At 57.6% G+C, this 21,815-nt stretch carries 21 protein-coding genes; 9 read left to right on the forward strand and 12 right to left on the reverse strand.

Annotated features, from left to right (window positions below; all coding sequences use genetic code 11):
* Positions 1–111: 111 nt before the first annotated feature.
* The 3 genes from fdhF to AC2TAD_RS04775 form a co-directional block, all read right to left on the reverse strand.
* Positions 112–2,895, reverse strand: a complete 2,784-nt coding sequence (fdhF, locus tag AC2TAD_RS04765) for a formate dehydrogenase subunit alpha (RefSeq protein WP_480866255.1) — start codon at positions 2,893–2,895, stop codon at positions 112–114.
* A gap of 14 nt (positions 2,896–2,909) precedes the next feature.
* Complete coding sequence (locus tag AC2TAD_RS04770) at positions 2,910–4,613, reverse strand: NAD(P)H-dependent oxidoreductase subunit E (RefSeq protein WP_480866257.1); 1,704 nt, start codon at positions 4,611–4,613, stop codon at positions 2,910–2,912.
* 85 nt (positions 4,614–4,698) lie between these two features.
* The gene (locus tag AC2TAD_RS04775; protein WP_170753949.1) at positions 4,699–5,580 is read right to left on the reverse strand and encodes a LysR family transcriptional regulator; all 882 of its coding nucleotides are present in this window, start codon (positions 5,578–5,580) and stop codon (positions 4,699–4,701) included.
* A gap of 156 nt (positions 5,581–5,736) precedes the next feature.
* On the opposite strand from AC2TAD_RS04775, the gene AC2TAD_RS04780 reads away from it, so the two are divergent.
* The gene (locus tag AC2TAD_RS04780) at positions 5,737–6,093 is read left to right on the forward strand and encodes a YybH family protein (protein WP_480866259.1); all 357 of its coding nucleotides are present in this window, start codon (positions 5,737–5,739) and stop codon (positions 6,091–6,093) included.
* A 22-nt stretch (positions 6,094–6,115) separates the two neighbouring features.
* Here AC2TAD_RS04780 and ychF read toward each other — a convergent pair whose 3' ends face one another.
* The gene (ychF, locus tag AC2TAD_RS04785; RefSeq protein ID WP_170354871.1) at positions 6,116–7,213 is read right to left on the reverse strand and encodes a redox-regulated ATPase YchF; all 1,098 of its coding nucleotides are present in this window, start codon (positions 7,211–7,213) and stop codon (positions 6,116–6,118) included.
* 193 nt (positions 7,214–7,406) lie between these two features.
* On the opposite strand from ychF, the gene AC2TAD_RS04790 reads away from it, so the two are divergent.
* The 7 genes from AC2TAD_RS04790 to AC2TAD_RS04820 all read left to right on the forward strand — a co-directional run bounded on the left by AC2TAD_RS04790 (position 7,407) and on the right by AC2TAD_RS04820 (position 13,423).
* The gene (locus AC2TAD_RS04790; RefSeq protein ID WP_480866261.1) at positions 7,407–7,892 is read left to right on the forward strand and encodes an acyloxyacyl hydrolase; all 486 of its coding nucleotides are present in this window, start codon (positions 7,407–7,409) and stop codon (positions 7,890–7,892) included.
* A 78-nt stretch (positions 7,893–7,970) separates the two neighbouring features.
* On the forward strand, positions 7,971–8,762 hold the full coding sequence (gene trpA, locus AC2TAD_RS04795) for a tryptophan synthase subunit alpha (RefSeq protein ID WP_170753947.1): 792 nt from the start codon (positions 7,971–7,973) through the stop codon (positions 8,760–8,762).
* Positions 8,763–8,922: 160 nt separating this feature from the next.
* Positions 8,923–10,089, forward strand: a complete 1,167-nt coding sequence (locus AC2TAD_RS04800) for an alpha-hydroxy acid oxidase (RefSeq protein WP_170354869.1) — start codon at positions 8,923–8,925, stop codon at positions 10,087–10,089.
* A 249-nt stretch (positions 10,090–10,338) separates the two neighbouring features.
* The gene (locus tag AC2TAD_RS04805; protein WP_170354868.1) at positions 10,339–10,986 is read left to right on the forward strand and encodes a 50S ribosomal protein L25/general stress protein Ctc; all 648 of its coding nucleotides are present in this window, start codon (positions 10,339–10,341) and stop codon (positions 10,984–10,986) included.
* A gap of 129 nt (positions 10,987–11,115) precedes the next feature.
* Positions 11,116–11,793 carry an aminoacyl-tRNA hydrolase gene (gene pth / locus AC2TAD_RS04810; RefSeq protein WP_480866263.1) on the forward strand — a complete coding sequence of 226 codons (678 nt, stop codon included), beginning with the start codon at positions 11,116–11,118 and terminating at the stop codon, positions 11,791–11,793.
* An 82-nt stretch (positions 11,794–11,875) separates the two neighbouring features.
* On the forward strand, positions 11,876–13,039 hold the full coding sequence (locus AC2TAD_RS04815) for a serine hydrolase domain-containing protein (RefSeq protein WP_480866265.1): 1,164 nt from the start codon (positions 11,876–11,878) through the stop codon (positions 13,037–13,039).
* Positions 13,040–13,048: 9 nt separating this feature from the next.
* Entirely contained in the window at positions 13,049–13,423 is a 375-nt protein-coding gene (locus AC2TAD_RS04820) for a DUF2237 family protein (protein WP_480866267.1), read from the forward strand.
* Between the two features lie 66 nt (positions 13,424–13,489).
* Here AC2TAD_RS04820 and trpB read toward each other — a convergent pair whose 3' ends face one another.
* From trpB to AC2TAD_RS04860, 8 genes are all read right to left on the reverse strand, one after another.
* A complete protein-coding gene (gene trpB, locus AC2TAD_RS04825; protein WP_170354864.1) occupies positions 13,490–14,737 on the reverse strand; it encodes a tryptophan synthase subunit beta in 1,248 nt (415 codons plus the stop codon).
* Positions 14,738–14,829: 92 nt separating this feature from the next.
* Positions 14,830–15,480, reverse strand: coding sequence for a phosphoribosylanthranilate isomerase (locus tag AC2TAD_RS04830; protein ID WP_170753650.1), 651 nt, complete (start codon positions 15,478–15,480; stop codon positions 14,830–14,832).
* 6 nt (positions 15,481–15,486) lie between these two features.
* Positions 15,487–15,837, reverse strand: coding sequence for a lipopolysaccharide assembly protein LapA domain-containing protein (locus AC2TAD_RS04835; protein ID WP_170355059.1), 351 nt, complete (start codon positions 15,835–15,837; stop codon positions 15,487–15,489).
* Between the two features lie 6 nt (positions 15,838–15,843).
* The gene (gene ihfB / locus AC2TAD_RS04840; RefSeq protein ID WP_170354862.1) at positions 15,844–16,128 is read right to left on the reverse strand and encodes an integration host factor subunit beta; all 285 of its coding nucleotides are present in this window, start codon (positions 16,126–16,128) and stop codon (positions 15,844–15,846) included.
* Between the two features lie 270 nt (positions 16,129–16,398).
* The gene (rpsA, locus tag AC2TAD_RS04845) at positions 16,399–18,075 is read right to left on the reverse strand and encodes a 30S ribosomal protein S1 (protein ID WP_480866269.1); all 1,677 of its coding nucleotides are present in this window, start codon (positions 18,073–18,075) and stop codon (positions 16,399–16,401) included.
* A 237-nt stretch (positions 18,076–18,312) separates the two neighbouring features.
* Complete coding sequence (locus AC2TAD_RS04850; protein WP_480866650.1) at positions 18,313–18,633, reverse strand: DUF6525 family protein; 321 nt, start codon at positions 18,631–18,633, stop codon at positions 18,313–18,315.
* A 126-nt stretch (positions 18,634–18,759) separates the two neighbouring features.
* Positions 18,760–20,439, reverse strand: a complete 1,680-nt coding sequence (locus AC2TAD_RS04855) for a tryptophan halogenase family protein (protein ID WP_480866270.1) — start codon at positions 20,437–20,439, stop codon at positions 18,760–18,762.
* A gap of 137 nt (positions 20,440–20,576) precedes the next feature.
* Positions 20,577–21,110, reverse strand: a complete 534-nt coding sequence (locus tag AC2TAD_RS04860) for a hypothetical protein (RefSeq protein WP_170354858.1) — start codon at positions 21,108–21,110, stop codon at positions 20,577–20,579.
* 218 nt (positions 21,111–21,328) lie between these two features.
* Between AC2TAD_RS04860 and AC2TAD_RS04865 the strand changes: the two genes are divergently transcribed.
* A complete protein-coding gene (locus AC2TAD_RS04865) occupies positions 21,329–21,808 on the forward strand; it encodes a YHS domain-containing (seleno)protein (RefSeq protein ID WP_170753648.1) in 480 nt (159 codons plus the stop codon).
* Positions 21,809–21,815 lie beyond the last annotated feature (7 nt).

The following is a 21,815-nucleotide window of genomic DNA, read 5'->3' on the forward strand; positions in this document are numbered from 1 at the left end:
GGAACCCTCCACCACCAAAAGCGGTGACAGGTTTGGCCGTCAATAAATCTCTGTCAAGAAAAGAAAAAGGCGACCCGCAAGGGCCGCCTTTCCAAGATGAGTGGTGGTCGGCTATTCCGCCGCGATGGCGTCTTCGATCTTTTCAACCCTGATGGCCGAGAACTTGAACTCGGGGATCTTGCCATACGGGTCGATGGCCGAGTTGGTCAGGATATTCGCTGCTGCCTCAACATAGGCAAACGGAATGAACACCATATCCTCGGCAATCGCCCGGTCGGCGCGCACCATAATGTCGATCGAGCCGCGCCGGGTGGTCAGGCGGATCGTCTCACCCGGCTCAATCCCCATCAGTTTGAGGGTCCGCGGGTTCATCGAACAGTTCGCCTCGGGCTCGACGGCATCCAGAACGTTGGACCGGCGGGTCATCGACCCGGTGTGCCAATGTTCCAGCTGACGACCTGTTGTGGCGATCATCGGATATTCGGCATCTGGGGCCTCATCCGGCGGGATGACGCTGGCGGGCGTGAATTTGGCTTTGCCATCAGCCCGGGGGAATCCGTCGCCGAACACGATGGACTGACCCGGATCGGTTTCGGACAGGGACGGGTAGGTGATCGTTTCGTTTTCCAGACGTTCCCACGTGATGTTGTCCAGCGACTCCATGGTCAGCTTCATCTCAGCAAAGACCTGAGACACATCGGTGTAATCCCAGTTGAGACCGATGCGCTGCGCCAATTCCACAGTGATCGCCCAGTCTTCACGCGCCTCACCCGGAGGAGCGACAGCCGGGCGCACACGCTGCACCTGACGGTTGGTGTTCGACACGGTGCCGTTCTTTTCATACAGCGCCGAGGCCGGCAGGATGATGTCAGCGTAGTTTGCCGTCTCGGTCAGGAAGATGTCCTGAACGATCATCAGGTCCAGCTTTGACAGCGCTGCGCGGGCATGGTTCACATCCGGGTCAGACATGGCCGGATTTTCGCCCAAAATATACATGCCGTTGATGTTTCCGGCATAAATCTGGTCGATGATTTCGGTGACCGTCAGGCCCTTTTCGTTCGAGAAATCCTCTGATCCCCAAACATCGGTGAACTTCGCCCGGATGTTGTCGTCTGTGACCGTTTTATAGTCCGGCAGGAACATCGGGATCAGACCAGCATCCGAGGCGCCCTGCACGTTGTTCTGACCACGCAACGGGTGCAGACCCGCGCCCGGTTTACCAACATTCCCGGTCATCAGCGCGAGGCTGATCAGACAACGCGAGTTATCCGTTCCATGGATATGCTGACTGACACCCATGCCCCAGAAGATCAGGCCGGCCTTGGCCTGTGCAAAGGTACGGGCCACCCGGCGGATCTGATCCGGTTCAATACCGCAGATCGGAGCCATCGCTTCGGGCGTGAACTGGCGCAGGTGTTCTTTTTCAGCCTCCCAGTTCTCGGTCCACCGATGGATGTATTGGCTGTCGTAGAGCTCCTCTTCGACGATCACGTTCATGATCGCGTTCAGCATCGACACATCCGCTCCCGGTCGGAACTGCAGCATTTCATCGGCGAACTTGCGCATCCCGACACCGCGCGGGTCCATTACGATCAGCTTGCCACCGCGTTTGGTAAACTGCTTGAAATAGGTCGCGGCAACCGGGTGGTTCTCGATAGGGTTGGCCCCGATGATGATCGCCACATCCGCGTCTTTGATGTCGTTGAACGCAGCCGTAACCGCACCCGATCCAACGTTTTCAATCAGCGCGGCCACCGACGACGCGTGGCACAGACGGGTGCAGTGGTCGACGTTGTTGTGGCGGAAACCCTGACGGATGAACTTCTGGAACAGATAGGCTTCTTCATTCGTGCACTTGGCCGAGCCAAAACCAGCGACATTGCGCGGATCATCGTCGCGCAGTTCCTTCAGCTTGGTCGCGGCCAGATCCATCGCCTCTTCCCAGGTCGCTTCGCGGAAATGGGTCGACAAGTTCGAAGGATCGACGTTCAAGCCCTTGGCAGGTGCGTCCTCGCGCCGGATCAGCGGCTTGGTCAAACGGTGCGGGTGGTGGATGTAGTCAAAGCCGAACCGGCCTTTGACGCACAGGCGACCTTCGTTAGCCGGACCGTTGATGCCTTCGACATACTTGACCTTGCCGTCCTTGACCTTCAGCGAAACTTTACAGCCCACGCCGCAGAACGGGCAGACGCTTTCGGTCTCAGAGTCGTAATCTTTGCTGTCACCCTTCTGCTGGTCATCCAGCACGGTCGCAGGCATCAGCGCGCCGGTCGGGCAAGCCTGAACGCATTCACCACAGGCGACACAAGTTGAATCGCCCATCGGGTCGTTCTGGTCGAAAACCACCTGCGCTGTGTGGCCACGACCAGCCATGCCAATTACATCGTTCACCTGCACGTCGCGGCAGGCGCGCACGCAGAGATTGCAGTTGATGCAGGCATCCAGATTGACGCGCATCGCAACGTGGCTGTCATCCAGCAGCGGGATTTTCTCGGCCTCTTTCGCCGGGAACCGGCTGTCGCTGACATCATTCAGCTTGGCCATGTCCCAGAAGTGGCTGGACGCGTCATGTGCCTCCTCCGGCTGGTCAGCGACCAGCAGTTCCATGACCATGGCGCGCGATTTCTCGGCGCGGTCGCTGTCTGTCTTGACTACCATACCATCCGCTGCGGGTCGGATGCACGAAGCGACCAGTGTGCGTTCGCCCTCCACCTCGACCATACAGGCGCGGCAGTTGCCGTCGGGTTTGTAGCCCGGCTGCGGTTTGTGGCACAGGTGCGGAATGGTGAACCCTTGGCCTTTGGCGGCTTCCCAGATGGTCCAACCCTCGGGCACGGTGACATCTTCGCCGTTCAGGTTGAAGGTGACGGTCTTGTTTGGGCTTGCGTCTAGCATGGCTCTGTCTCCCCTCAGATTTCGTCAGCGAAGTGTTTCATGACCAGGCGGATCGGGTTCGGGGCAGCCTGCCCTAGACCGCAGATCGAGGCATCGCCCATGACCTGACACAGGTCTTCCAGCAGATCGGTGTCCCACTTGTCGGCCTGCATCAGCTTGACCGCCTTTTCGCAACCAGCGCGGCAGGGTGTACACTGGCCGCAGCTTTCATCCTCGAAAAACCGCAGCATATTCAGCGCCGCGTCGCGGGCGGTGTCCTGATCGGACAGGACAACCACTGCGGCCGAGCCGATAAAGGTGCCATGCGGTTGCAGCGTGTCGAAGTCCAGCGGAATGTCATCCATAGATGCGGGCAACAGCCCCGAAGACGGACCGCCCGGCTGGTAGGCCTTGAAGGTCTGACCTTCGGCCATCCCTCCGGCCGCTTCGATCACGTCCAGAATGGTCGAACCGGCGGGCAGTAGATAGACGCCCGGCTTTGCCACACGCCCCGAGACCGAATAGCTGCGCAGGCCCTTGCGGCCGTTCTTTTCTGTGCTGTTGAGGCATTCCGGCCCCTCGCGACACACCTTGGTGACCCAATACAGCGTCTCGACATTGTGCACCAACGTCGGGCGGTTAAACACGCCGACCTGCGCCACGAACGGAGGACGGTGACGCGGCAGGCCCTTTTTGCCCTCGATCGATTCAATCATCGCAGATTCTTCGCCGCAGATATAGGCACCGGCCCCCCGGCGCAGGTCGATATAGCCAGGCGCGACGATCCCGGCCCGTTCCAGCGCGGCAATCTCACGGCGCAGAATTTCCAGAACCGCTGGGTATTCGTCGCGCATGTAGATAAAGCAGGTCTCGGCCTCAACCGCCCATGCGGCGATCAGCATGCCCTCAAGGAAGACATGCGGCGTGCGCTCCAGATAGTAGCGGTCTTTGAACGTGCCGGGTTCGCCCTCGTCGCCGTTCACGGCCAGATAGCGGGTGCCTTCGTTCATACGAACAAAGCCCCATTTTTTGCCCGACGGGAAGCCCGCACCGCCCAGACCACGCAGGCCCGAGGACAGGATGTCTTCCTGAACTTGTTCCCAATCGCCACCGTCGCGCAGCTCTTTCAGCTTGGCATAGCCGCCGTTCGCCTCATAAGCAGCAAAGGCTTCGTAGTCGGGCAGATGCGCGTGGGTGTCATCAGCCGCAATCGCAGCCTGCACCTTTTCGGGGGTCGCATGATCGATATGGTTGTGACCGATCTCAAGCACCGGCGCAGTATCGCAGCGGCCCATGCAGGGCGCACGCACGACGCGAACCTCCGACGCATCCAGACCGTCCTCCAGCGCCTTTTGCAGCTGCTGGGCACCGGCCATTTCGCAGGACAGGGAATCACAGACACGGATGGTCAGCGCGGGCGGAGGCGTCTCATCCTCTTTCACCACATCGAAATGGGCATAAAAGGTGGCGGTCTCATAGATCTCGGCCTGACCGATGCGCATCTCAACCGCCAGAGCGGCGATGTGGTCGGCGCTGATATGGCCGTGTTCGTCTTGAATCAAATGCAGGAATTCGATCAGCAGATCGCGGCGGCGCGGGCGGTCGCCCAGCAGGCGTGCGATTTTAGCCTGCGCCTCATCCGTGAACTGACGGCCTTTGGGCGTGTGCCGCCCTTTGCCTTTACCTGACTTCCAGACGCCCTTGGGTGCGCCTGATGGCTTGGTGTCTAATGGTGCCATGATGCCCTCCGATTAAGGCCCCGTGTCTCATCAGACTAGCATATCGTCAAATCGCATATTTCAATCGCACGATAACGAATCCTTATCACCGTAAGGAGGCGACAACCGCCCGTAGCGCCTCAACCGTTGGCAATTCCGGATCACGGCTGAGCGTGGCGAGGCAAATCGGCTTGCTGACGACCGGATCGACCAGAGGCAGCACTTTCGTCCCCTTCAACTCGCCCAGCGCCCGTACCAGCACGCGGGGAACAACCGTGGCCGCCAACCCCTCGCGCGCCATGACCATCGAAGCGGTGAAGCCGCTGGTTTCGGCCACCACATGCGGGTGCAGGCCCTGTTCAGCGAAAATCCGGTCCAGAATACGCCGGTTCTGCATCTGCGGCTCAAGCAGGCTGATCGGAAACTCAGCCACCTGCGCCCACGGGATCGGCCCGGTTTCATCAGTCATATGCGCAGGAACCAGCAGCACATAGGTTTCTTCGTACAGGGGCTGAACCTGCCGCAGATCGGTGCCGATGCTGTCACCATAGGTGATGCCCGCATCCAGACTGCCCTCATCCAACCGGTGCTGAATGGCGGTGGCCGACATGGTTTCGATCCGCGACAGGATGCGCGGGTGGGCCTGCTGCAACCGTTTGATCAGACGTCCGGTAAAGGCAATTGCGGTGGGGATCACGCCCAGGATCAGCGTCCCCGTGATCTCACCCTTGGACGCCTGCACCTGCTGTTCCAACGCCTTGGTCTCATCCAGAATACGCCGCGCCCGCTGGACGATCATCTCGCCTTCTTCGGTGAGGCCCTGAAACCGGTTGGCACGGCGGACGATCGAGACGCCAAGCCTGTCCTCAAGGTTGCGGATGCGCATGGAAAAGGCGGGCTGCGAAATCCCGCATTCCTCGGCCGCTTTGGCAAAATGCTGGTGCCGCGCAAGGGCGCTAAGGAGTTGGAGGTCGCGGATTTCGATCATATTCGAGTTTTCCAATAACGGGCCGACGACCACTTTAGCCGTATTAACCTGCGGGAAAAGCACCGTTTGCATGCGAGCATACCTTTGAACGCATTCTTGTCTCACTCAAGAAACTCGCCTCTAATACATGGCAAGGGCAACACGGAGAGGCTTCGGATGACCGCTGTAGAAGTTTTTCAGAAATTGTATGACAGGTATGTTGATTGCTATCGGTCAAAAGATGCAACTGGTTGCGCGTCGTTCTTCCTGGATAACGCACAACTATTTTCGCCCTACGGTCCTGCAGCCAACGGTCGAAAGGCTATCGAAGCGACCCATGCTGAATGGGTTGAGGAAGGTGGTGAGGACAAAATCGTTACGGTTGTTCAGGCGGGCATCGACGGTCAAATCGGCTGGTGCCTTGTCCACTTTAGTGAAGGGACGACCGGTCACGGGACATCCCTTAACGTTTTGCACCTGCAACCTGACGGCGGGTGGCTGATCAGCCATTGCAGCCTGAACGAAAAGCTCTGATACAGACGTTTGCCAGACGGGCTCAGTTGTTAAACAAGAAGTGCATCACATCGCCATCCTTGACGATGTAACCCTTGCCCTCAGCCCGCATTTTACCCGCCTCTTTCGCGCCCTGCTCACCATTGGCGGCGATGTAGTCGTCATAGGCGATGGTCTCGGCCCGAATGAAGCCCTTTTCGAAATCACCATGGATCACGCCAGCCGCCTGCGGTGCCGCGGTGCCGGTGCGGATGGTCCAGGCGCGGGCTTCTTTCGGGCCGACGGTGAAATAGGTTTCCAGTTTCAACAGGTCGTAGCCCGCGCGGATTAGACGGTCGAGGCCGGGTTCTTCCAGGCCCATCTCGCTCAAGAACATTTCGGCTTCGTCCGCTTCCAGCAGGCTAATCTCTTCTTCGATCTTGGCGCTGATGATGACGTGAGAATTGCCCTGCGCGGCAGCCATTTCAGCGACCTTGGCGGAATATTCATTGCCCTCGGCGGCTTCTTCTTCGGACACGTTGCAGACATACAGAACCGGTTTGGTGGTCAGCAGTTGCAGCATCTTCCACGCCTTGGCGTCCTCGGCCGTAACCTCAACCAGCCGCGCGGGTTTACCGCTTTCCAGCATAGCTTGCGCTTCGGCCAGCAGGCGGTCTTGTTGCTGCGCCTCTTTGTCGTTGCCCTTCAGCTTGCGCACCAGATTGGCGCGGCGCTTTTCGATGCTTTCCAGATCGGCCAGCATCAGTTCGGTCTCGATCGTGTCAGCATCAGCCACCGGGTCAACGCGGCCATCCACATGGGTCACATCACCGTCTTCGAAACAGCGCAGCACATGGGCAATCGCGTCGGTTTCACGGATATTGGCCAGAAACTGATTGCCCAGCCCCTCGCCCTTTGACGCCCCCTTCACCAGACCGGCGATGTCCACGAAGGTCATGCGCGTCGGGATGATTTGCTTCGAGGACGCAATTGCCGCCAGCTTGTCCAAACGCTCGTCCGGCACGGCCACGTCGCCCACATTCGGCTCGATGGTGCAGAACGGGAAATTCGCCGCTTGTGCCGCGGCAGTCTTGGTCAGCGCGTTGAACAGAGTCGACTTGCCTACATTCGGCAGACCCACGATTCCCATTTTAAAGCCCATTGCGGCCTCCTGAAGCGATGTGACGGCGTCTTCTAGGCAGGTTGTGGAAAATGCGCAACCCAACCGGTGCAACCGGCAGATGGCCACCGCAGCTTCACTAAACCGTTACGGTATTTGTACTTGCGTGAGTTGAACCGCGCGGGTCATGGTCCCCAAGTAGGAATTCACACACAATTAATTTACGAAGAACCCAATGAAAGCGTTACTTACTTCTGTCGCCTTGCTCGTGGCTGCAACCTCGGCGCAGGCCCAATCTGTCATCTTTGGCGCGGGTTTTGCGGATTTTTCTAACGGCAACGGCGACGATCAGGGCGTGTTTTCACTGGAATACCAGCACCGTCCGTTTCACGAAGCAACGCGCTTCAGCGCTGGTCTGGGTGCGGCGCTGACCGTCGACACCGACGGAGACACGCATATCGGCGCAGGTTTGGTGGGCATCTATTCCTTTTCGGATCGCTGGTTCGCTGAGTTGAGTGTGATGCCAGGCTACTTTAACGCCTCTAATGGCGACAATGACTTGGGTGGTGGCTTTCAGATTCGCAGCCTTCTGGGTCTTGGCTATACCTTGGACAGCGGCAACGCCATTTCGCTGGCAGTCACTCACAAATCGAACGCCAGTACCGAAAGCTTTAACCCCGGCGTGAATGCGCTGCTCCTACGCTATCACCTGGGGTTCTAGGTCAATCTGGTCAGTCGGGATTGATTTCCGGCCAAAGTTTCTGCACATCAGGATCAAACCTGAATGCAAGGATCACAGATGACCCGTATCGACGCCAAATTCGCCGCCCTCAAGGCCGAAGGTAAAAAGGCATTCGTTGCCTATATCATGGCCGGAGATCCAGATTTCGACACCTCGCTTGAGATCGTTAAGGGCCTTCCGGCAGCGGGCGTCGACGTGATCGAGCTTGGCTTGCCCTTTACCGACCCAATGGCCGACGGGCCAACCATTCAGGCCGCCGGACAACGCGCGTTGGATGGCGGTATGACCTTGCAGCGCACGCTGGATTTGGCCCGCAGCTTTCGCGAAACCGACGACACGACACCGATCGTTCTGATGGGATACTACAATCCGATTTACAGCCGCGGCGTCGACAGCTTCCTGAAGGACGCAAAGTCCGCAGGCATCGATGGCTTGATCGTTGTCGACCTTCCGCCAGAAGAAGATGACGAGCTGTGCCTGCCCGCGCAAGCCGCCGGATTAAACTTCATCCGATTGGCCACCCCGACGACCGATGACAAACGCCTGCCCCGTGTGCTGCAGAACACCTCGGGCTTTGTCTATTACGTATCGATTACCGGAATTACCGGCGCGGCCGAGGCGCAAGCCACTAATGTCGGCCCCGAAGTCGCCCGCATTAAGGCCGCAACCGACCTGCCGGTCATCGTTGGGTTTGGGATCAATACACCCGAAAAATCGAAGGCCATCGCCAGCGTGGCAGACGGCGCAGTGGTCGGCTCGGCTATCGTCAGTCAGATCGCAAAGGGCCAGCCCGTCGCCGAGGTACTCGACTTCGTCAAGACGCTCTCAGATGGGGCACATTCCGCCTGAGACGGCTTGCGACCACTTAATCGCTTTGAAACCGCAGTTGGCCTATGCCGCTGCGGTTTTTCTTTGAACAATCCAATCACCTACCAACACCAAATGCAGCGTTGCGACGCGGGTCGGGTATTGGTAAACAATTTATACCAATCCTTCGAAAGCTGACCTCATGCCCGTCATCACGAATATTGAAGATCTCAAACGCATCTATGAACGGCGTGTCCCGCGCATGTTCTATGACTACGCAGAAAGCGGAAGCTGGACCGAACAGACCTTTCGCGACAACAGCTCGGATTTCGAAGATATTCGGCTACGCCAACGGGTGGCTGTTGACATGTCTGGGCGGTCAACTGCGTCCAAAATGATCGGGCAGGATGTGACAATGCCAGTCGCGCTGGCTCCGGTTGGTCTGACCGGTATGCAACACGCAGACGGAGAGATGAAGGCCGCCAAAGCCGCCGAAGATTTCGGAGTGCCTTTCACTCTGTCCACAATGTCCATCAATTCGATAGAAGATGTAGCCGAACACACTTCGGCACCATTCTGGTTCCAGCTTTACACCATGAAGGATCAGGATTACGTCAGCCGACTGATCCAACGGGCCAAAGACGCCAAGTGTTCCGCTTTGGTCATCACGCTGGACCTGCAGATCCTGGGGCAGCGCCACAAGGACCTGAAAAACGGCCTGTCCGCGCCGCCAAAGCTGACCCCCAAAACCATCGCGAACCTGATGACCAAATGGTCCTGGGGGATCGAAATGCTGCGCGCCAAACGGCGGGAATTCGGCAATATCGTTGGCCATGTGGACGGTATCTCGGACGCGTCGTCGCTGGGCGCGTGGACGGCCGAACAATTCGACCCCAGCCTCGACTGGAAAAAAGTCGAAAAGCTGATGGAACAATGGGGCGGCAAGGTCATCCTCAAGGGTATCCTGGATGCAGACGACGCCCGGATGGCGGCCAAACTTGGGGCTGATGCCATCGTGGTATCCAATCACGGTGGACGGCAACTGGACGGTGCTCTCAGCTCGATCCGTGTTCTGCCCGAGATCATGGACGCGGTCGGAGGCGATATTGAGGTCCATCTGGACAGCGGCATCCGGTCCGGTCAGGACGTTTTGAAAGCAGTGGCCCTGGGTGCGCAAGGCACCTATATCGGCCGAGCGTTTGTCTATGGTCTGGGGGCGATGGGACAAAAAGGTGTGACCACCGCGCTGGACGTCATCCAAAAGGAATTCGACACAACCATGGCACTGTGTGGTGAAAGAAAAGTCACCGACCTGGGCCGGCACAATCTATTGGTGCCCGAAGATTTCGGCGGACGTTGGCGCAAGTGATCAGGGCGTCAGGGGGCTCTGCCCCCGCGCCGCCCGTTCCGGGCGACTCCCCCGAGATATTTGTGGCCAGATCAAGCAAGGGATCTGCACTTCATCTGGCTGAAAATACCTCGGAGCGCGAGGCAGAGCCTCGCAAATGGTTGAACCTGTAAAAACCCCTTTCCAAAACAGATGAATCAAGCTAAGGACGCGGCTTCACGCGGGCATACAGCCTTGGAGGATGCCCGCCCTAACATTTGGAGAATTATCATGGCTGGAGAGATTCCTGATCTCGTAGCTCTGGAACGGACGGGGACAGGCAAGGGCGCCGCTCGTCAGACCCGCCGCGAAGGCATGGTTCCGGGCGTTGTATTCGGTGGCGACAAAGACCCACTGGCAATCAAGATCCCGTTCAACGAACTGTTCAAGCGTCTGAAAGCAGGCCGGTTCAAGTCCACTCTGTGGAACCTGAAGGTTGAAGGCCACGAGGACGTCCGCGTCATCTGCCGCGACGTTCAGCGTGACGTTGTCAAAGACCTGCCGACCCACCTGGACCTGATGCGCCTGCGTCGGACCACCAAGATTGCGCTGTTCATCCCCGTTGAGTTCGTCAACGAAGAAGCAGCCCCCGGCATCAAGAAGGGTGGCGTTCTGACTGTTGTGCGTCCTGAGGTTGAGCTGGTCTGCACCGCCGGTGACATCCCCGAGAAGATCACAATTGATCTGACCGGTCTGAACATCAACGATGTTGTCACCATCTCGGCCGTGGATCTACCTGCAGGCACCAAGCCCACCATCGACCGTGACTTCGTGATCGCGAACATCTCGGCACCGACCGGTCTGTCGACCAGCGACGACGAAGAAGGTGAAGAAGTGGCTGCAGACGAGGTTGAAGTCGTCGGTCAGGAAGAAGAATAAGTCCAGACGCTTGAGTGACTGGATTGGAAACGGGGTCCGGATGGGCCCCGTTTTCTTTTGCAGGGTTGGGGTGGAAAACCGGTCGCGATCCGTGCCATCAACCTTGTGCAAAGCAACGGGGACGAGATCATGAAGCTGTTCGTCGGTTTGGGGAATCCGGGGGCGAAATATGCCCGCAACCGCCACAATATCGGCTTTATGGCTGTAGACAGGATCTCCCAAGATCACAGCTTTGGCCCTTGGAAGTCCAAGTTTCAGGCCGAGATCGCCGAAGGGCGGCTGGGTCGCGAAAAAGTGCTGTTGATCAAGCCGCAGACTTTCATGAACCGCTCGGGTCAATCTGTTGGCGAAGCGATGCGGTTCTACAAATTAGACTCGACTGATGTGACCGTCTTTCATGATGAGCTTGACCTCGCTCCCGGTAAGGTTCGGGTCAAGGCGGGCGGTGGTCACGCCGGTCACAATGGGCTGCGATCCATCCACGAACATATCAGCCCCGCCTATGATCGTGTGCGACTAGGGATCGGGCATCCGGGGCGCAAAGAGATGGTCTCTCCTTACGTTCTGGGCGACTTTGCCAAGGCTGACTCGGACTGGCTGGAGGACGTGCTGCGCGGCGTATCAGATGGGGCCGCGCATCTTGCCGATAACGAAAGCGGCAAGTTCATGAATGCGGTTGCCCTACGGACTGCGCCACCGAGATCGTCAAAAACGCCTCAACCGTCCCAATCGGCACCAAAGCCCGCGCCTGAGCCCGAGGTCGATGAACGATCGGCCATGCAAAAACTGCTGGATAAGTTCAAATAGACTCATAGGTCTTGCCGTAACGTCCCGATTGCAGATCGCATCGGGGCGCGGTCCAATACAGCACGCATATGGGAGGAGACATATGAGAACGCTGTTGAAGTGGGTGCTGCGCATCACATTGATGCTGGTACTGGCCGCCGTGGTTGTTGGCTTCTGGAAACGTGAAGAAATTCAGCGACTTATGGCAGTGAATTCGCTATTCAGCGAAGACAAGATTGTCCATAACTTCTCGCATATGGATCAGGCGTTCCTGACGGTCGACCTGCCGCGCGGTGACGGCCCCACCTGGGACCTGCCCTATGGCACTGGCTTTGATCTACCCGAAGGCACCGATCAGTGGATCGAAGACCGGGCTGTGACGTCTCTTCTCGTGATGCAGGATGGTCAGATCCGGTTCGAGGAGTATTACCTGGGCACCACGCCGGAAGACCGCCGGATTTCCTGGTCGGTCGCCAAAAGCTACCTTTCGGCTCTGTTCGGTATCCTATTGGAGGAAGGCGCGATCACCTCGTTGGATGATCAGGTGGTTCAATACGCCCCGCAACTGAAGGGTACGGCCTATGACAGCGCGACCCTGCGCAATGTGCTGAATATGGCCAGCGGCGTCACATTCAACGAGGATTATTTTGACCCCAAGTCAGACATCAACCGTATGGGGCGTGTCGTGGCGTTGGGTGGAAAGCTGGACGATTTTGCAGCCTCGCTGCAGGACAATTTCACAAAACCGGGTGAGACCTGGCAGTATGTCTCGATCGACACCCATGTGATTGGAATGGTGATCCGAGGCGCAACCGGGCGCAGCGTCACTGACTTGCTGACCGAAAAGATCATTCAGCCGCTGGGTCTGGAATACGACGGCTATTACGTGACCGACGGTGCCGGGGTTGCCTTTGTTCTAGGTGGCTTGAACTTCACAACTCGGGATTTTGCCCGGTTCAGTCAAATGATCCTGCAGAATGGGCAGCACAACGGTCAGCAACTCGTACCCGCGGATTGGGTCGCCGAATCCGTCCTGCCCAGCGCTCCGACCGAGGTCGGGAAGATCGGTTATGGCTACCAATGGTGGATTCCGATAGGTGCGCATGAGGGCGAGTTTCTCGCACGGGGCGTTTACGGTCAGTATATCTATTTCGACCAACCCCGCGGCGTTTTGATCGTGACGACCGGAGCGGATCGCAATTTCCGCGACGATGGCGTAAACGAAGCCAATGTCGAAATGTTTCGCAGTATTGCGCAAAGCCTGTAGGGTGTCGCCATGCAAAAACAGGACAGCATCAATGTGCTGGGGGGCGTTCTGGCCCCCTGCTCCCAAGACCCTCTGACCGGGTTCTTTCGTGACGGGGCCTGCAATACGTGCCCCGAAGATCAGGGCAGCCATACGGTCTGCGCCGTGATGACGGCCGAGTTTCTGGCCTTTTCCAAGTATGTCGGCAACGACCTCAGCACACCGCGCCCCGAGTTCAACTTTCCCGGCCTCAACCCCGGAGACAGTTGGTGCCTTTGCGCCAGCCGTTTTCTACAGGCCCATGACGAAGGGTGTGCACCCAAAGTGCACCTTGAAGCAACCCATCAGCGCGCTTTGGACATCGTCTCTCTGGCGATTCTGACAGAGCATTCCAACGCAGATTAAGCAGGTGGGCGGACAAAAAAAGGCGCGCTCAAGCAGGCGCGCCTTTTGTGGTTTTCGCAATCGGGTTTAGTCGGCGCTGCGGCCTTCTGTATCCGACATGTCAAAGTTCAGATACTTGGCTACGGTCTGCACGTCCTTATCGCCCCGTCCACACATGTTCATACAGATCAGGTGATCTTTGGGAAGTTCGGGCGCAATTTTCATAACGTGAGCCAGTGCGTGGCTGGGCTCCAGCGCGGGGATGATGCCTTCGGTGGCGCAGCACAGCTGGAACGCCTCCAGCGCCTCTTTGTCGGTGATCGAAACATATTGCGCGCGGCCGATGTCGTGCAGCCAGGAATGCTCGGGCCCGATGCCCGGATAGTCCAGACCGGCAGAGATCGAGTAGCCCTCAAGAATCTGCCCATCATCATCCTGCAGCAGATAGGTGCGGTTGCCGTGCAACACGCCGGGTCGCCCGCCGGTCAATGATGCGCAATGCTCCATCTTCTCGTTCACACCTTTGCCACCGGCCTCGACACCGATGATATTCACCGATTTGTCGTCAAGGAACGGGTAGAACAGGCCCATCGCGTTTGAACCACCACCGATGGCGGCAATGATAGTGTCGGGCAGACGGCCTTCGGCCTTCATCATCTGCTCTTTCGCTTCCTTACCGATGATCGACTGGAAATCGCGGACCATCGCCGGGTACGGGTGCGGCCCGGCCACGGTGCCGATGCAATAGAACGTGTCGCGCACATTGGTCACCCAGTCGCGCAGCGCATCGTTCATCGCGTCTTTCAGCGTGCCTCGGCCGGACGTGACCGGAATCACCTCGGCCCCCAGCAGGCGCATACGGAACACGTTGGGGGCCTGACGCTGCACATCATGGGCGCCCATGTAGACGATGCATTTCAGGCCGAACTTCGCGCAAACGGTGGCTGTGGCCACGCCGTGCTGCCCTGCGCCGGTCTCGGCGATGATCCGGGTCTTGCCCATACGGCGCGCCAGAATGATCTGCCCCAGCACGTTGTTGATCTTATGCGCACCGGTGTGGTTCAGCTCATCACGTTTCAGGTAAATCTTCGCGCCGCCCAAGTGTTCGGTCAGACGTTCCGCGTAATACAGCGGCGAGGGGCGGCCCACATAGTTCGCCCACAGATCATCCATCTCGGCCCAGAAAGTCGGATCGTCTTTGGCCTTCTCGTATTCCTCTTCCAGCGACAGGATCAGCGGCATCAGGGTCTCGCTGACAAACCGTCCGCCGAAGATGCCAAAACGGCCCTGCTCATCAGGACCGGACATGAAGGAATTGAAAAGATCGTTGGCCATGGCTGTCTCCGTCATCTTACCTTTCGTTCATAGGAGGTAGCGGCGGGATTTGCCATGGCAAAACGCACTCGCTCGATGCTTTGCCAGACGCGTCAACCGGTCGCGTTTGCCGCAGCGATAAAGGCACGCATCAGATCGGCATCCTTGATACCCGGCGCGCTCTCCACACCCGAGGCAACGTCCACCTGACGTGCACCGGTCATCCGGATCGCCTCGGCCACGTTATCGGGGTTCAAGCCACCGGCCAGCATCCAAGGCTTGCGCCAGTATTTACGCCCAGCCAGCAAACGCCAATCAAAGGCCAACCCGTTTCCACCTGGCAAGACCGCGTTTTTAGGGGCCTTGGCATCAACCAGCAACTGGTCGGCAACATCACTGTAGGTGTCTATTGCTTGCAGGTCTTTGGCATCGGCCACGCCAACCACCTTTATGACGGGCAGACCGTAACGCGCTTTGACTTCTTGCACACGTTCTACGCTTTCCGACCCGTGTAGCTGTAACATGTCGAACGGGGCAGCTGCGGTAATGCTGTCCAGCAACGTATCAGATGCGTTCACCACCAAGGCCACTTTTGCCACACCGACAGGGACGTGATCCGTTAGTTGGGCGGCTTGCTCCGGCGAGACATAGCGCGGTGATTTCGGAAAGAAGTTGAACCCTAGATACCGCGCGCCTGCGTCCGCTGCGGCGCGCACTTGGTCAGCGGCGGTCAGGCCGCAAATTTTGACCGCTACATCGGACATGTTAGCTTAGCTGGCCTCGTCCAGAATGGCGAGGACCTCATCCTTGCCTTCGTTCTGCTTTTTCTTGAGCTTTTTGACTTCGCGTTCAAGTTTGCGAACTTCACCGGTTTTGGCCGACGCATCTGCACGGTGCTTATGCTCACGCAGCCATTCCCAGAGGAACCCGATAACCAGGCCCGCAACAACGCTGCCCAGAACCACAAGGAACAAGGGCAGAGAGGTGCTGATATTGAACCCAATCAGATCGGCAATCGCCTGAGGCATCAGTGTCAGCTCAACGGCTTCGCGGTTGGCCAGCGAAACCGAGATCAGAACGATCGCGAGGATCGCCAAAAAAGCATATCTAACGTAGCGCATCATGCCTTAGGCTTTACCGTTCAAACGGTCCCTTAGCAACTTGCCAGTCTTGAAAAACGGAACACTTTTTTCTTCGACCTGAACGGTCTCGCCAGTACGGGGGTTTCGGCCCACCCGCGCGTCGCGCTGTTTGACCGAAAACGCTCCAAAGCCACGCAGTTCAACCCGATCACCACGGGCCATGGCATCGGTCACTTCTTCGAACACAGTATTCACGATCCGCTCGACATCGCGTTGGTAAAGATGTGGGTTCTCGTCGGCGATTTTCTGAATCAGTTCTGAACGGATCATATGCGTTACCCTCCCAGGCGACCGGATTACCATGTCTATTATTCTGAACAGTATAGGAAAAAACTTAGTTCGGGGGAACGTTGACTCTGTCTGCTGAGCCTTGATTCTGCCTCAAAGTCACGCGATTTTTTGCCCGTTCACGGGAATTGACCCCCTAAAGCATGAACAGCAGGTGAATATAGCTCAAAATTCAGAACATGTTGATTCGCAACAAAAACGGCCCCGCACTCTTGTACGGGGCCGTAAAACTGTTTGGACTGAGGTCCGGACTTAGTCGCCCGACTTCAGCGCTGCGCCCAGGATATCGCCCAGCGACGCGCCCGAGTCGGAAGAACCGTACTGTTCCACGGCCTCTTTCTCTTCGGCGATTTCGCGTGCTTTGATCGACAGGCCCAGACGGCGAGTCTTGCTGTCGACATTGGTGACGCGGACGTCGACCTTGTCGCCAGTGTTGAAACGCTCGGGGCGCTGCTCGGCACGGTCACGCGAAAGGTCCGAACGGCGGATGAAGGACTTCATGCCTTCGTATTCCACCTCGATACCACCATCTTCGATCGCGGTGACCTCAACGGTGATGACCGAACCACGCTTCACGCCGCCCACGGCTTCGGCGAACTTGTCACCGCCCAGGGCTTTGATCGACAGCGAGATACGCTCTTTTTCGACGTCAACTTCCGAAACGACGGCCGGAACCATGTCGCCTTTGCGGTAGTTCTGGATCGCATCCTCGCCACGCTCGTCCCAGGACAGGTCCGACAGGTGAACCATGCCGTCGATGTCGCCTTCGAGGCCAATGAACAGACCGAATTCGGTGATGTTCTTGACTTCGCCTTCGACCTCGGTGCCCTCGGGGTGTGTTTCTGCAAACACTTCCCACGGGTTGCGCTGAGTCTGCTTCAGGCCCAGAGACACGCGACGCTTGGCGCCGTCGATTTCCAGAACCATGACGTCGACTTCCTGGCTGGTCGAAACGATCTTGCCGGGGTGGACGTTTTTCTTGGTCCAGGACATCTCGGATACGTGCACCAGACCTTCGACACCGGCTTCCAGCTCGACGAACGCGCCGTAGTCGGTGATGTTGGTGACACGACCCTGATGGACCGAGCCCAGCGGGTATTTCGCAGCAACCAGATCCCACGGATCTTCTTGCAGCTGCTTCATGCCAAGGCTGATGCGGTGGGTCTCTTTGTTGATCTTGATGACCTGAACCTTGATGGTTTCGCCGATCGTCAGGATCTCGGACGGGTGGTTCACACGGCGCCATGCCATGTCGGTGACGTGCAGCAGGCCGTCAACGCCGCCCAGGTCAACGAATGCACCGTATTCGGTGATGTTTTTGACAACACCCTCGACGGTCTGACCTTCGGACAGGTTGCCGATAACTTCGGCGCGCTGTTCGGCACGCGATTCTTCCAGGATTGCGCGACGCGAGACAACGATGTTGCCACGGCGGCGGTCCATTTTCAGAATCTGGAACGGCTGCTTCAGACCCATCAGCGGGCCAGCGTCGCGCACGGGGCGCACGTCAACCTGGCTGCCGGGCAGGAACGCAACTGCGCCACCCAGATCGACGGTGAAGCCACCTTTGACGCGGCCAAAGATTGCACCTTCGACGCGCTGGTCGTCGGCATATGCTTTTTCCAGACGGTCCCATGCCTCTTCACGGCGGGCCATCTCGCGCGAGATGACAGCTTCGCCACGGGCGTTTTCTGCGGCGCGCAGGTAAACTTCGACCTCATCACCAACAGCGATTTCAGGGGCTTCGCCGGGATTTGCGAATTCTTTCAGATCAACGCGGCCTTCCATTTTGTAGCCTACGTCGATGATGGCCTGGCCGGCTTCGATCGCCAGAACCTTGCCTTTGACAACAGAGCCCTCTTCGGGCGTGTCCATTTCGAAGCTTTCGTTCAGGAGGGCTTCGAATTCCTCCATGGATGTATCAGCCATGTGGCAGTGTTTTCCTTTACAAGTGTTTTTTCTGGCCGAGCGGTTGTCTCCGCCGGTCTTGTTTCATGGTGCCTTGCAAGCGTAATCCGGTGCGCATCTGACTACACAAACACAAAGGGCCGAGGTAACCCGGCCCTGCTCAGATACGTCATCCGGACGTTGACCGCCCGTGTTAAGACAGCGCGCGTATAGGCCGATTTCAGGCAATGCGCAAGAGCAAAGCCCTTAATTGCCAGCTTACGCGCATTCTTTGCCCGTCCAGACAACCGAGTCCCTTCTCAACATAGACTGCTCGATTGCATCAAGCCGGGACAGGGCTTCGGCAGCATTTACCGATCCACCCGAACGATTCCAGATTTTCAGGGCCGAGGAAGGGCTCCAGGGCAAGCACGCTTCTGCCAGCCAGGCGCGTAATTCAGAGGGCAACGAGTCGTATGCCTGCATCGGGCACGTGCACCGCCGCCGGCGTTTCAGATTACTGCGCAGGTTACGGCCGCTTCGCCTGACCGTCCCGCGCTTAAAATGTGTATCATCTTCAAAATGCACCGTTGGCCTCATCGCAATTTGTGATGTTATTACATACCAAAGGGCGACCAACAAGAGTTCCCTTCAAAGAAAAGGGGCAGGATTTTGCCCTGCCCCCAAGTTTGGTCTGAACATTTTTTTGCACCGCGCAAGGTGCTGCTAAAAGAGTTGCAAATCCTTTGCGCCGCTTTGAATTTCAGCAAAGTTCGGCATGTTCTGAACGGCCAAAGGTGCCGGTTTTACCCCTGGCATCGCCACTGTCGGCCTTGCCGGCTTACCGAAGGCCGGTTTTTCCAACTCACCGCGAATGTCGCGTAGCAATGTCTTATGATCTGGCATGGACTTAAGGATCTGAGCCAGATCCACCTTCGCGCCCTTCCACCATTGGAACCAAATCGGTTTTTTCAACGGACGAACGCGGTCGCGAATACCAGTTCCATAGCCGGTGTCGTAGACCTGTTTGCCTAGTAACACTGTTTGGAAAACGCGATGGTCGAACAGAGTGGCAAACTCGACATCGTGCTGCATAGGCAAACGGTGCTGCCAAAGCTCAAGGTTCTCAGCCAACCGGTCGGGAATTTTCATCTCGGTCCGTGCGTCGATCCAATATTGATCATCCGTGCGGTTGCCCAGCCGGTAATGCAGACAAATGAATTCAAGCACCTCGTCATAGAGCTTATCCATCTGCCGGTTGTAGCGCGCGCGCAGTGACGGCTCGATATCACGCGTCGGCAGGTGTTCGGCAAACCAGCGGATCGCATGGTCGATCATGTGGATCGCAGTGCTCTCCAACGGTTCGATGAAACCGCCAGACAGGCCGATGGCGACGCAGTTCTTTACCCAGGCGTTTCGCACCCGCCCAACGCGCATCGGGATAACGCGCGGCGTCAGTCCCTTGCCGCTGTCTCCCAACCATTCAAGATACTCGTCCGCCGCCTGATCATCCGTGCGATGCGCCGAGGAATACACATAGCCGGTGCCCACTCGGTTAAACAAAGGCACGCGCCAGGTCCAACCGGCCCCCAGGGCCGTGGACCGTGTGGCACTCTCGATCTTGTCCGGATCAGGATGTTCGATCTGCAATGCCATCGCCCGGTCATTTGGCAGATAGTCCGAGTAATCCATGAACGGCTCACCCAGAGCCTGATTGATGATTAACCCACGGAACCCGGTGCAATCCACAACCATCTCGATGTCATGGCGACCTTTACGCTCTAACATCAGGTGGCTGACATTGCCTTGCTCGTCCAATTCAACCGACTGGACCTCATCCTGAATGTGCTCGACACCGCGCTGGGTGCAAACCCTGGTCAGCATCCCTGCGAATTTCACCGCATCCAGATGATACGCATAGCCAAATCGCTGCTCGAATTCTGGTGCGCCCAGCGGTCGCGCGCCTTTGCAGAGACGGGCCAAATCGTCATGCGGAGCGATCGATTGCGTGAAATCCCGATCCCCATTGCCAAATCGCAAGTAATACTCGGCCGCTTCAAGCCCTTCCAGCATTTGGCCATGAGCAAATGGGTTCATATAATCGATACGGTTACCTTTGGCGTCCTTGTTCCAGTTGCAGAACTTCACACCCAGCTTGAAGGAAGCGTTGGTTTCGCGAAAGAAATCCCGTTCAGCTATTCCAGCCTGCCGGAGCGTCACCGGCATACGAGGAACCGTTGCTTCGCCCACACCCACAGTCGAAATATTCGGGCTTTCGATCAGACATATCCGCGGTCGATCTTTTGGCGCCGATGTCCGGGACAACACCATCTCAAGGATAAGTGCGGTCATCCACCCGGCTGTACCGCCACCCACAATGGTGATTTTGCGCAATCGATTGTTCATTCTGCTCTGCTCCCCCCTTTTTATTTTGGGGAACTATAACAGTTTTCCCGCACCGGGCCAGAGCCTATGACATAGGCGTTGAGCGCGCCAAAACGGCGTGTCAGACAAGCATCTGAACGCGCATAGTTGCGCCTGCCTCAGATCTCTTCGCCTTTCTTCAAAAGCTCATCAATCAATTCGCGCTGTAGGCCCTGACTGTCACCACCACCGAATTCTGCAGCACCGCCGGAATAGAGGGTGCCGTATGTCTTGGCGATGTTAACCGTTTGGGCCAGACCCGAGATCAGCTGGTCTTTTTCCAACGTGGACAACGGATGAATATAGGCCGCCCACAAGGTACCGTTGGCGATCGCATAACGCGCATCTAGCGTACTGTCGAAATTCGCCTGCATCATGCGCTGCAGGTCCGCGGGTGACAGATCAGCCGCGCTGCTAATCGACACCATGGCCCGCATCCGATCGGCGTTCACATCCGTGATGACCAGAACCGGAGTATCCCCGACCGTCAGCTGAAAACCAGGCCCCTGCGGCAGCGCCTCCGGGTCCAAAGCGAAAAGAATTTTTCCTAGCCGCTCATAGGTCATGGGCGGTTCCAACTCAGGAGCGTCCTGCGCCTCTTGAGCGGCCAGACCTGTGGCCAGAACTATCAGAAAAAGGGCTAGTCGGATCATCGCATCGCTCCTGCAGGTTGCCCATTGAACATATGTGGATCAAACGACACTGGCCAAACAAAGCTTGGTGAGGAGAACCTTCCAAACGATCCGAGTATCGGACGATCTGCAATGTTTTCAAGCTCATCAATCATAGTCCGTTCAACTCCTGACGCCTAGGTTTGTTTCAGCGGCGGGCAATCCGGCCGCGCCCAGCTTAAATGATGAAAGGAAACGCAATGAAATCCCTGGTTCTGACCACTCTGATCGCCACCCTGCCCCTGATCGCCGCCCCGGCCTTTGCCGCAGATGAAATCAACGTCTCGAACGGTATCTCGGCGGCGGGCGCTCCTCTGGCCGCACATGGGGTCGATCTGGTGGCACTGGTCAATGACGGCAATCCGGTTGATGGTTTTGCCAACCATTCGGCCACCTATGACGGTGCCTCCTACTATTTCACCACCGCCGAGAACCTTGCCGCGTTCGAGGCAAACCCCGCCGCCTATCTGCCGCAGCATGGTGGGTTCTGCTCGTTCGGGGTGTCGGTTGGCAAGAAATTTGACGGTGATCCGGATCAATACCTGGTCGCCGACGGCAAGCTGTACCTGTTCCTGAATGCCGAAACCCGCGCCGCGTTTTTGAAAGACGTACCCGGCACGGCAAAAACCGCTGATGGCAAATGGTCAAAGATCAAAAGCGTCGCAGTCGGCGAGCTTTAACCCACCT

Source organism: Ruegeria sp. HKCCD7628 (assembly GCF_057221005.1).

Excerpts from the sequence above, each read along its gene's own strand:
- fdhF (WP_480866255.1), bottom strand. The coding sequence starts at position 2,895 with ATGCTAGACGCAAGCCCAAACAAGACCGTCACCTTCAACCTGAACGGC.
- AC2TAD_RS04770 (WP_480866257.1), bottom strand. The coding sequence starts at position 4,613 with ATGGCACCATTAGACACCAAGCCATCAGGCGCACCCAAGGGCGTCTGG.
- AC2TAD_RS04775 (WP_170753949.1), bottom strand. The coding sequence starts at position 5,580 with ATGATCGAAATCCGCGACCTCCAACTCCTTAGCGCCCTTGCGCGGCAC.
- AC2TAD_RS04780 (WP_480866259.1), top strand. The coding sequence starts at position 5,737 with ATGACCGCTGTAGAAGTTTTTCAGAAATTGTATGACAGGTATGTTGAT.
- ychF (WP_170354871.1), bottom strand. The coding sequence starts at position 7,213 with ATGGGCTTTAAAATGGGAATCGTGGGTCTGCCGAATGTAGGCAAGTCG.
- AC2TAD_RS04790 (WP_480866261.1), top strand. The coding sequence starts at position 7,407 with ATGAAAGCGTTACTTACTTCTGTCGCCTTGCTCGTGGCTGCAACCTCG.
- trpA (WP_170753947.1), top strand. The coding sequence starts at position 7,971 with ATGACCCGTATCGACGCCAAATTCGCCGCCCTCAAGGCCGAAGGTAAA.
- AC2TAD_RS04800 (WP_170354869.1), top strand. The coding sequence starts at position 8,923 with ATGCCCGTCATCACGAATATTGAAGATCTCAAACGCATCTATGAACGG.
- AC2TAD_RS04805 (WP_170354868.1), top strand. The coding sequence starts at position 10,339 with ATGGCTGGAGAGATTCCTGATCTCGTAGCTCTGGAACGGACGGGGACA.
- pth (WP_480866263.1), top strand. The coding sequence starts at position 11,116 with ATGAAGCTGTTCGTCGGTTTGGGGAATCCGGGGGCGAAATATGCCCGC.
- AC2TAD_RS04815 (WP_480866265.1), top strand. The coding sequence starts at position 11,876 with ATGAGAACGCTGTTGAAGTGGGTGCTGCGCATCACATTGATGCTGGTA.
- AC2TAD_RS04820 (WP_480866267.1), top strand. The coding sequence starts at position 13,049 with ATGCAAAAACAGGACAGCATCAATGTGCTGGGGGGCGTTCTGGCCCCC.
- trpB (WP_170354864.1), bottom strand. The coding sequence starts at position 14,737 with ATGGCCAACGATCTTTTCAATTCCTTCATGTCCGGTCCTGATGAGCAG.
- AC2TAD_RS04830 (WP_170753650.1), bottom strand. The coding sequence starts at position 15,480 with ATGTCCGATGTAGCGGTCAAAATTTGCGGCCTGACCGCCGCTGACCAA.
- AC2TAD_RS04835 (WP_170355059.1), bottom strand. The coding sequence starts at position 15,837 with ATGCGCTACGTTAGATATGCTTTTTTGGCGATCCTCGCGATCGTTCTG.
- ihfB (WP_170354862.1), bottom strand. The coding sequence starts at position 16,128 with ATGATCCGTTCAGAACTGATTCAGAAAATCGCCGACGAGAACCCACAT.
- rpsA (WP_480866269.1), bottom strand. The coding sequence starts at position 18,075 with ATGGCTGATACATCCATGGAGGAATTCGAAGCCCTCCTGAACGAAAGC.
- AC2TAD_RS04850 (WP_480866650.1), bottom strand. The coding sequence starts at position 18,633 with ATGAGGCCAACGGTGCATTTTGAAGATGATACACATTTTAAGCGCGGG.
- AC2TAD_RS04855 (WP_480866270.1), bottom strand. The coding sequence starts at position 20,439 with ATGAACAATCGATTGCGCAAAATCACCATTGTGGGTGGCGGTACAGCC.
- AC2TAD_RS04860 (WP_170354858.1), bottom strand. The coding sequence starts at position 21,110 with ATGATCCGACTAGCCCTTTTTCTGATAGTTCTGGCCACAGGTCTGGCC.
- AC2TAD_RS04865 (WP_170753648.1), top strand. The coding sequence starts at position 21,329 with ATGAAATCCCTGGTTCTGACCACTCTGATCGCCACCCTGCCCCTGATC.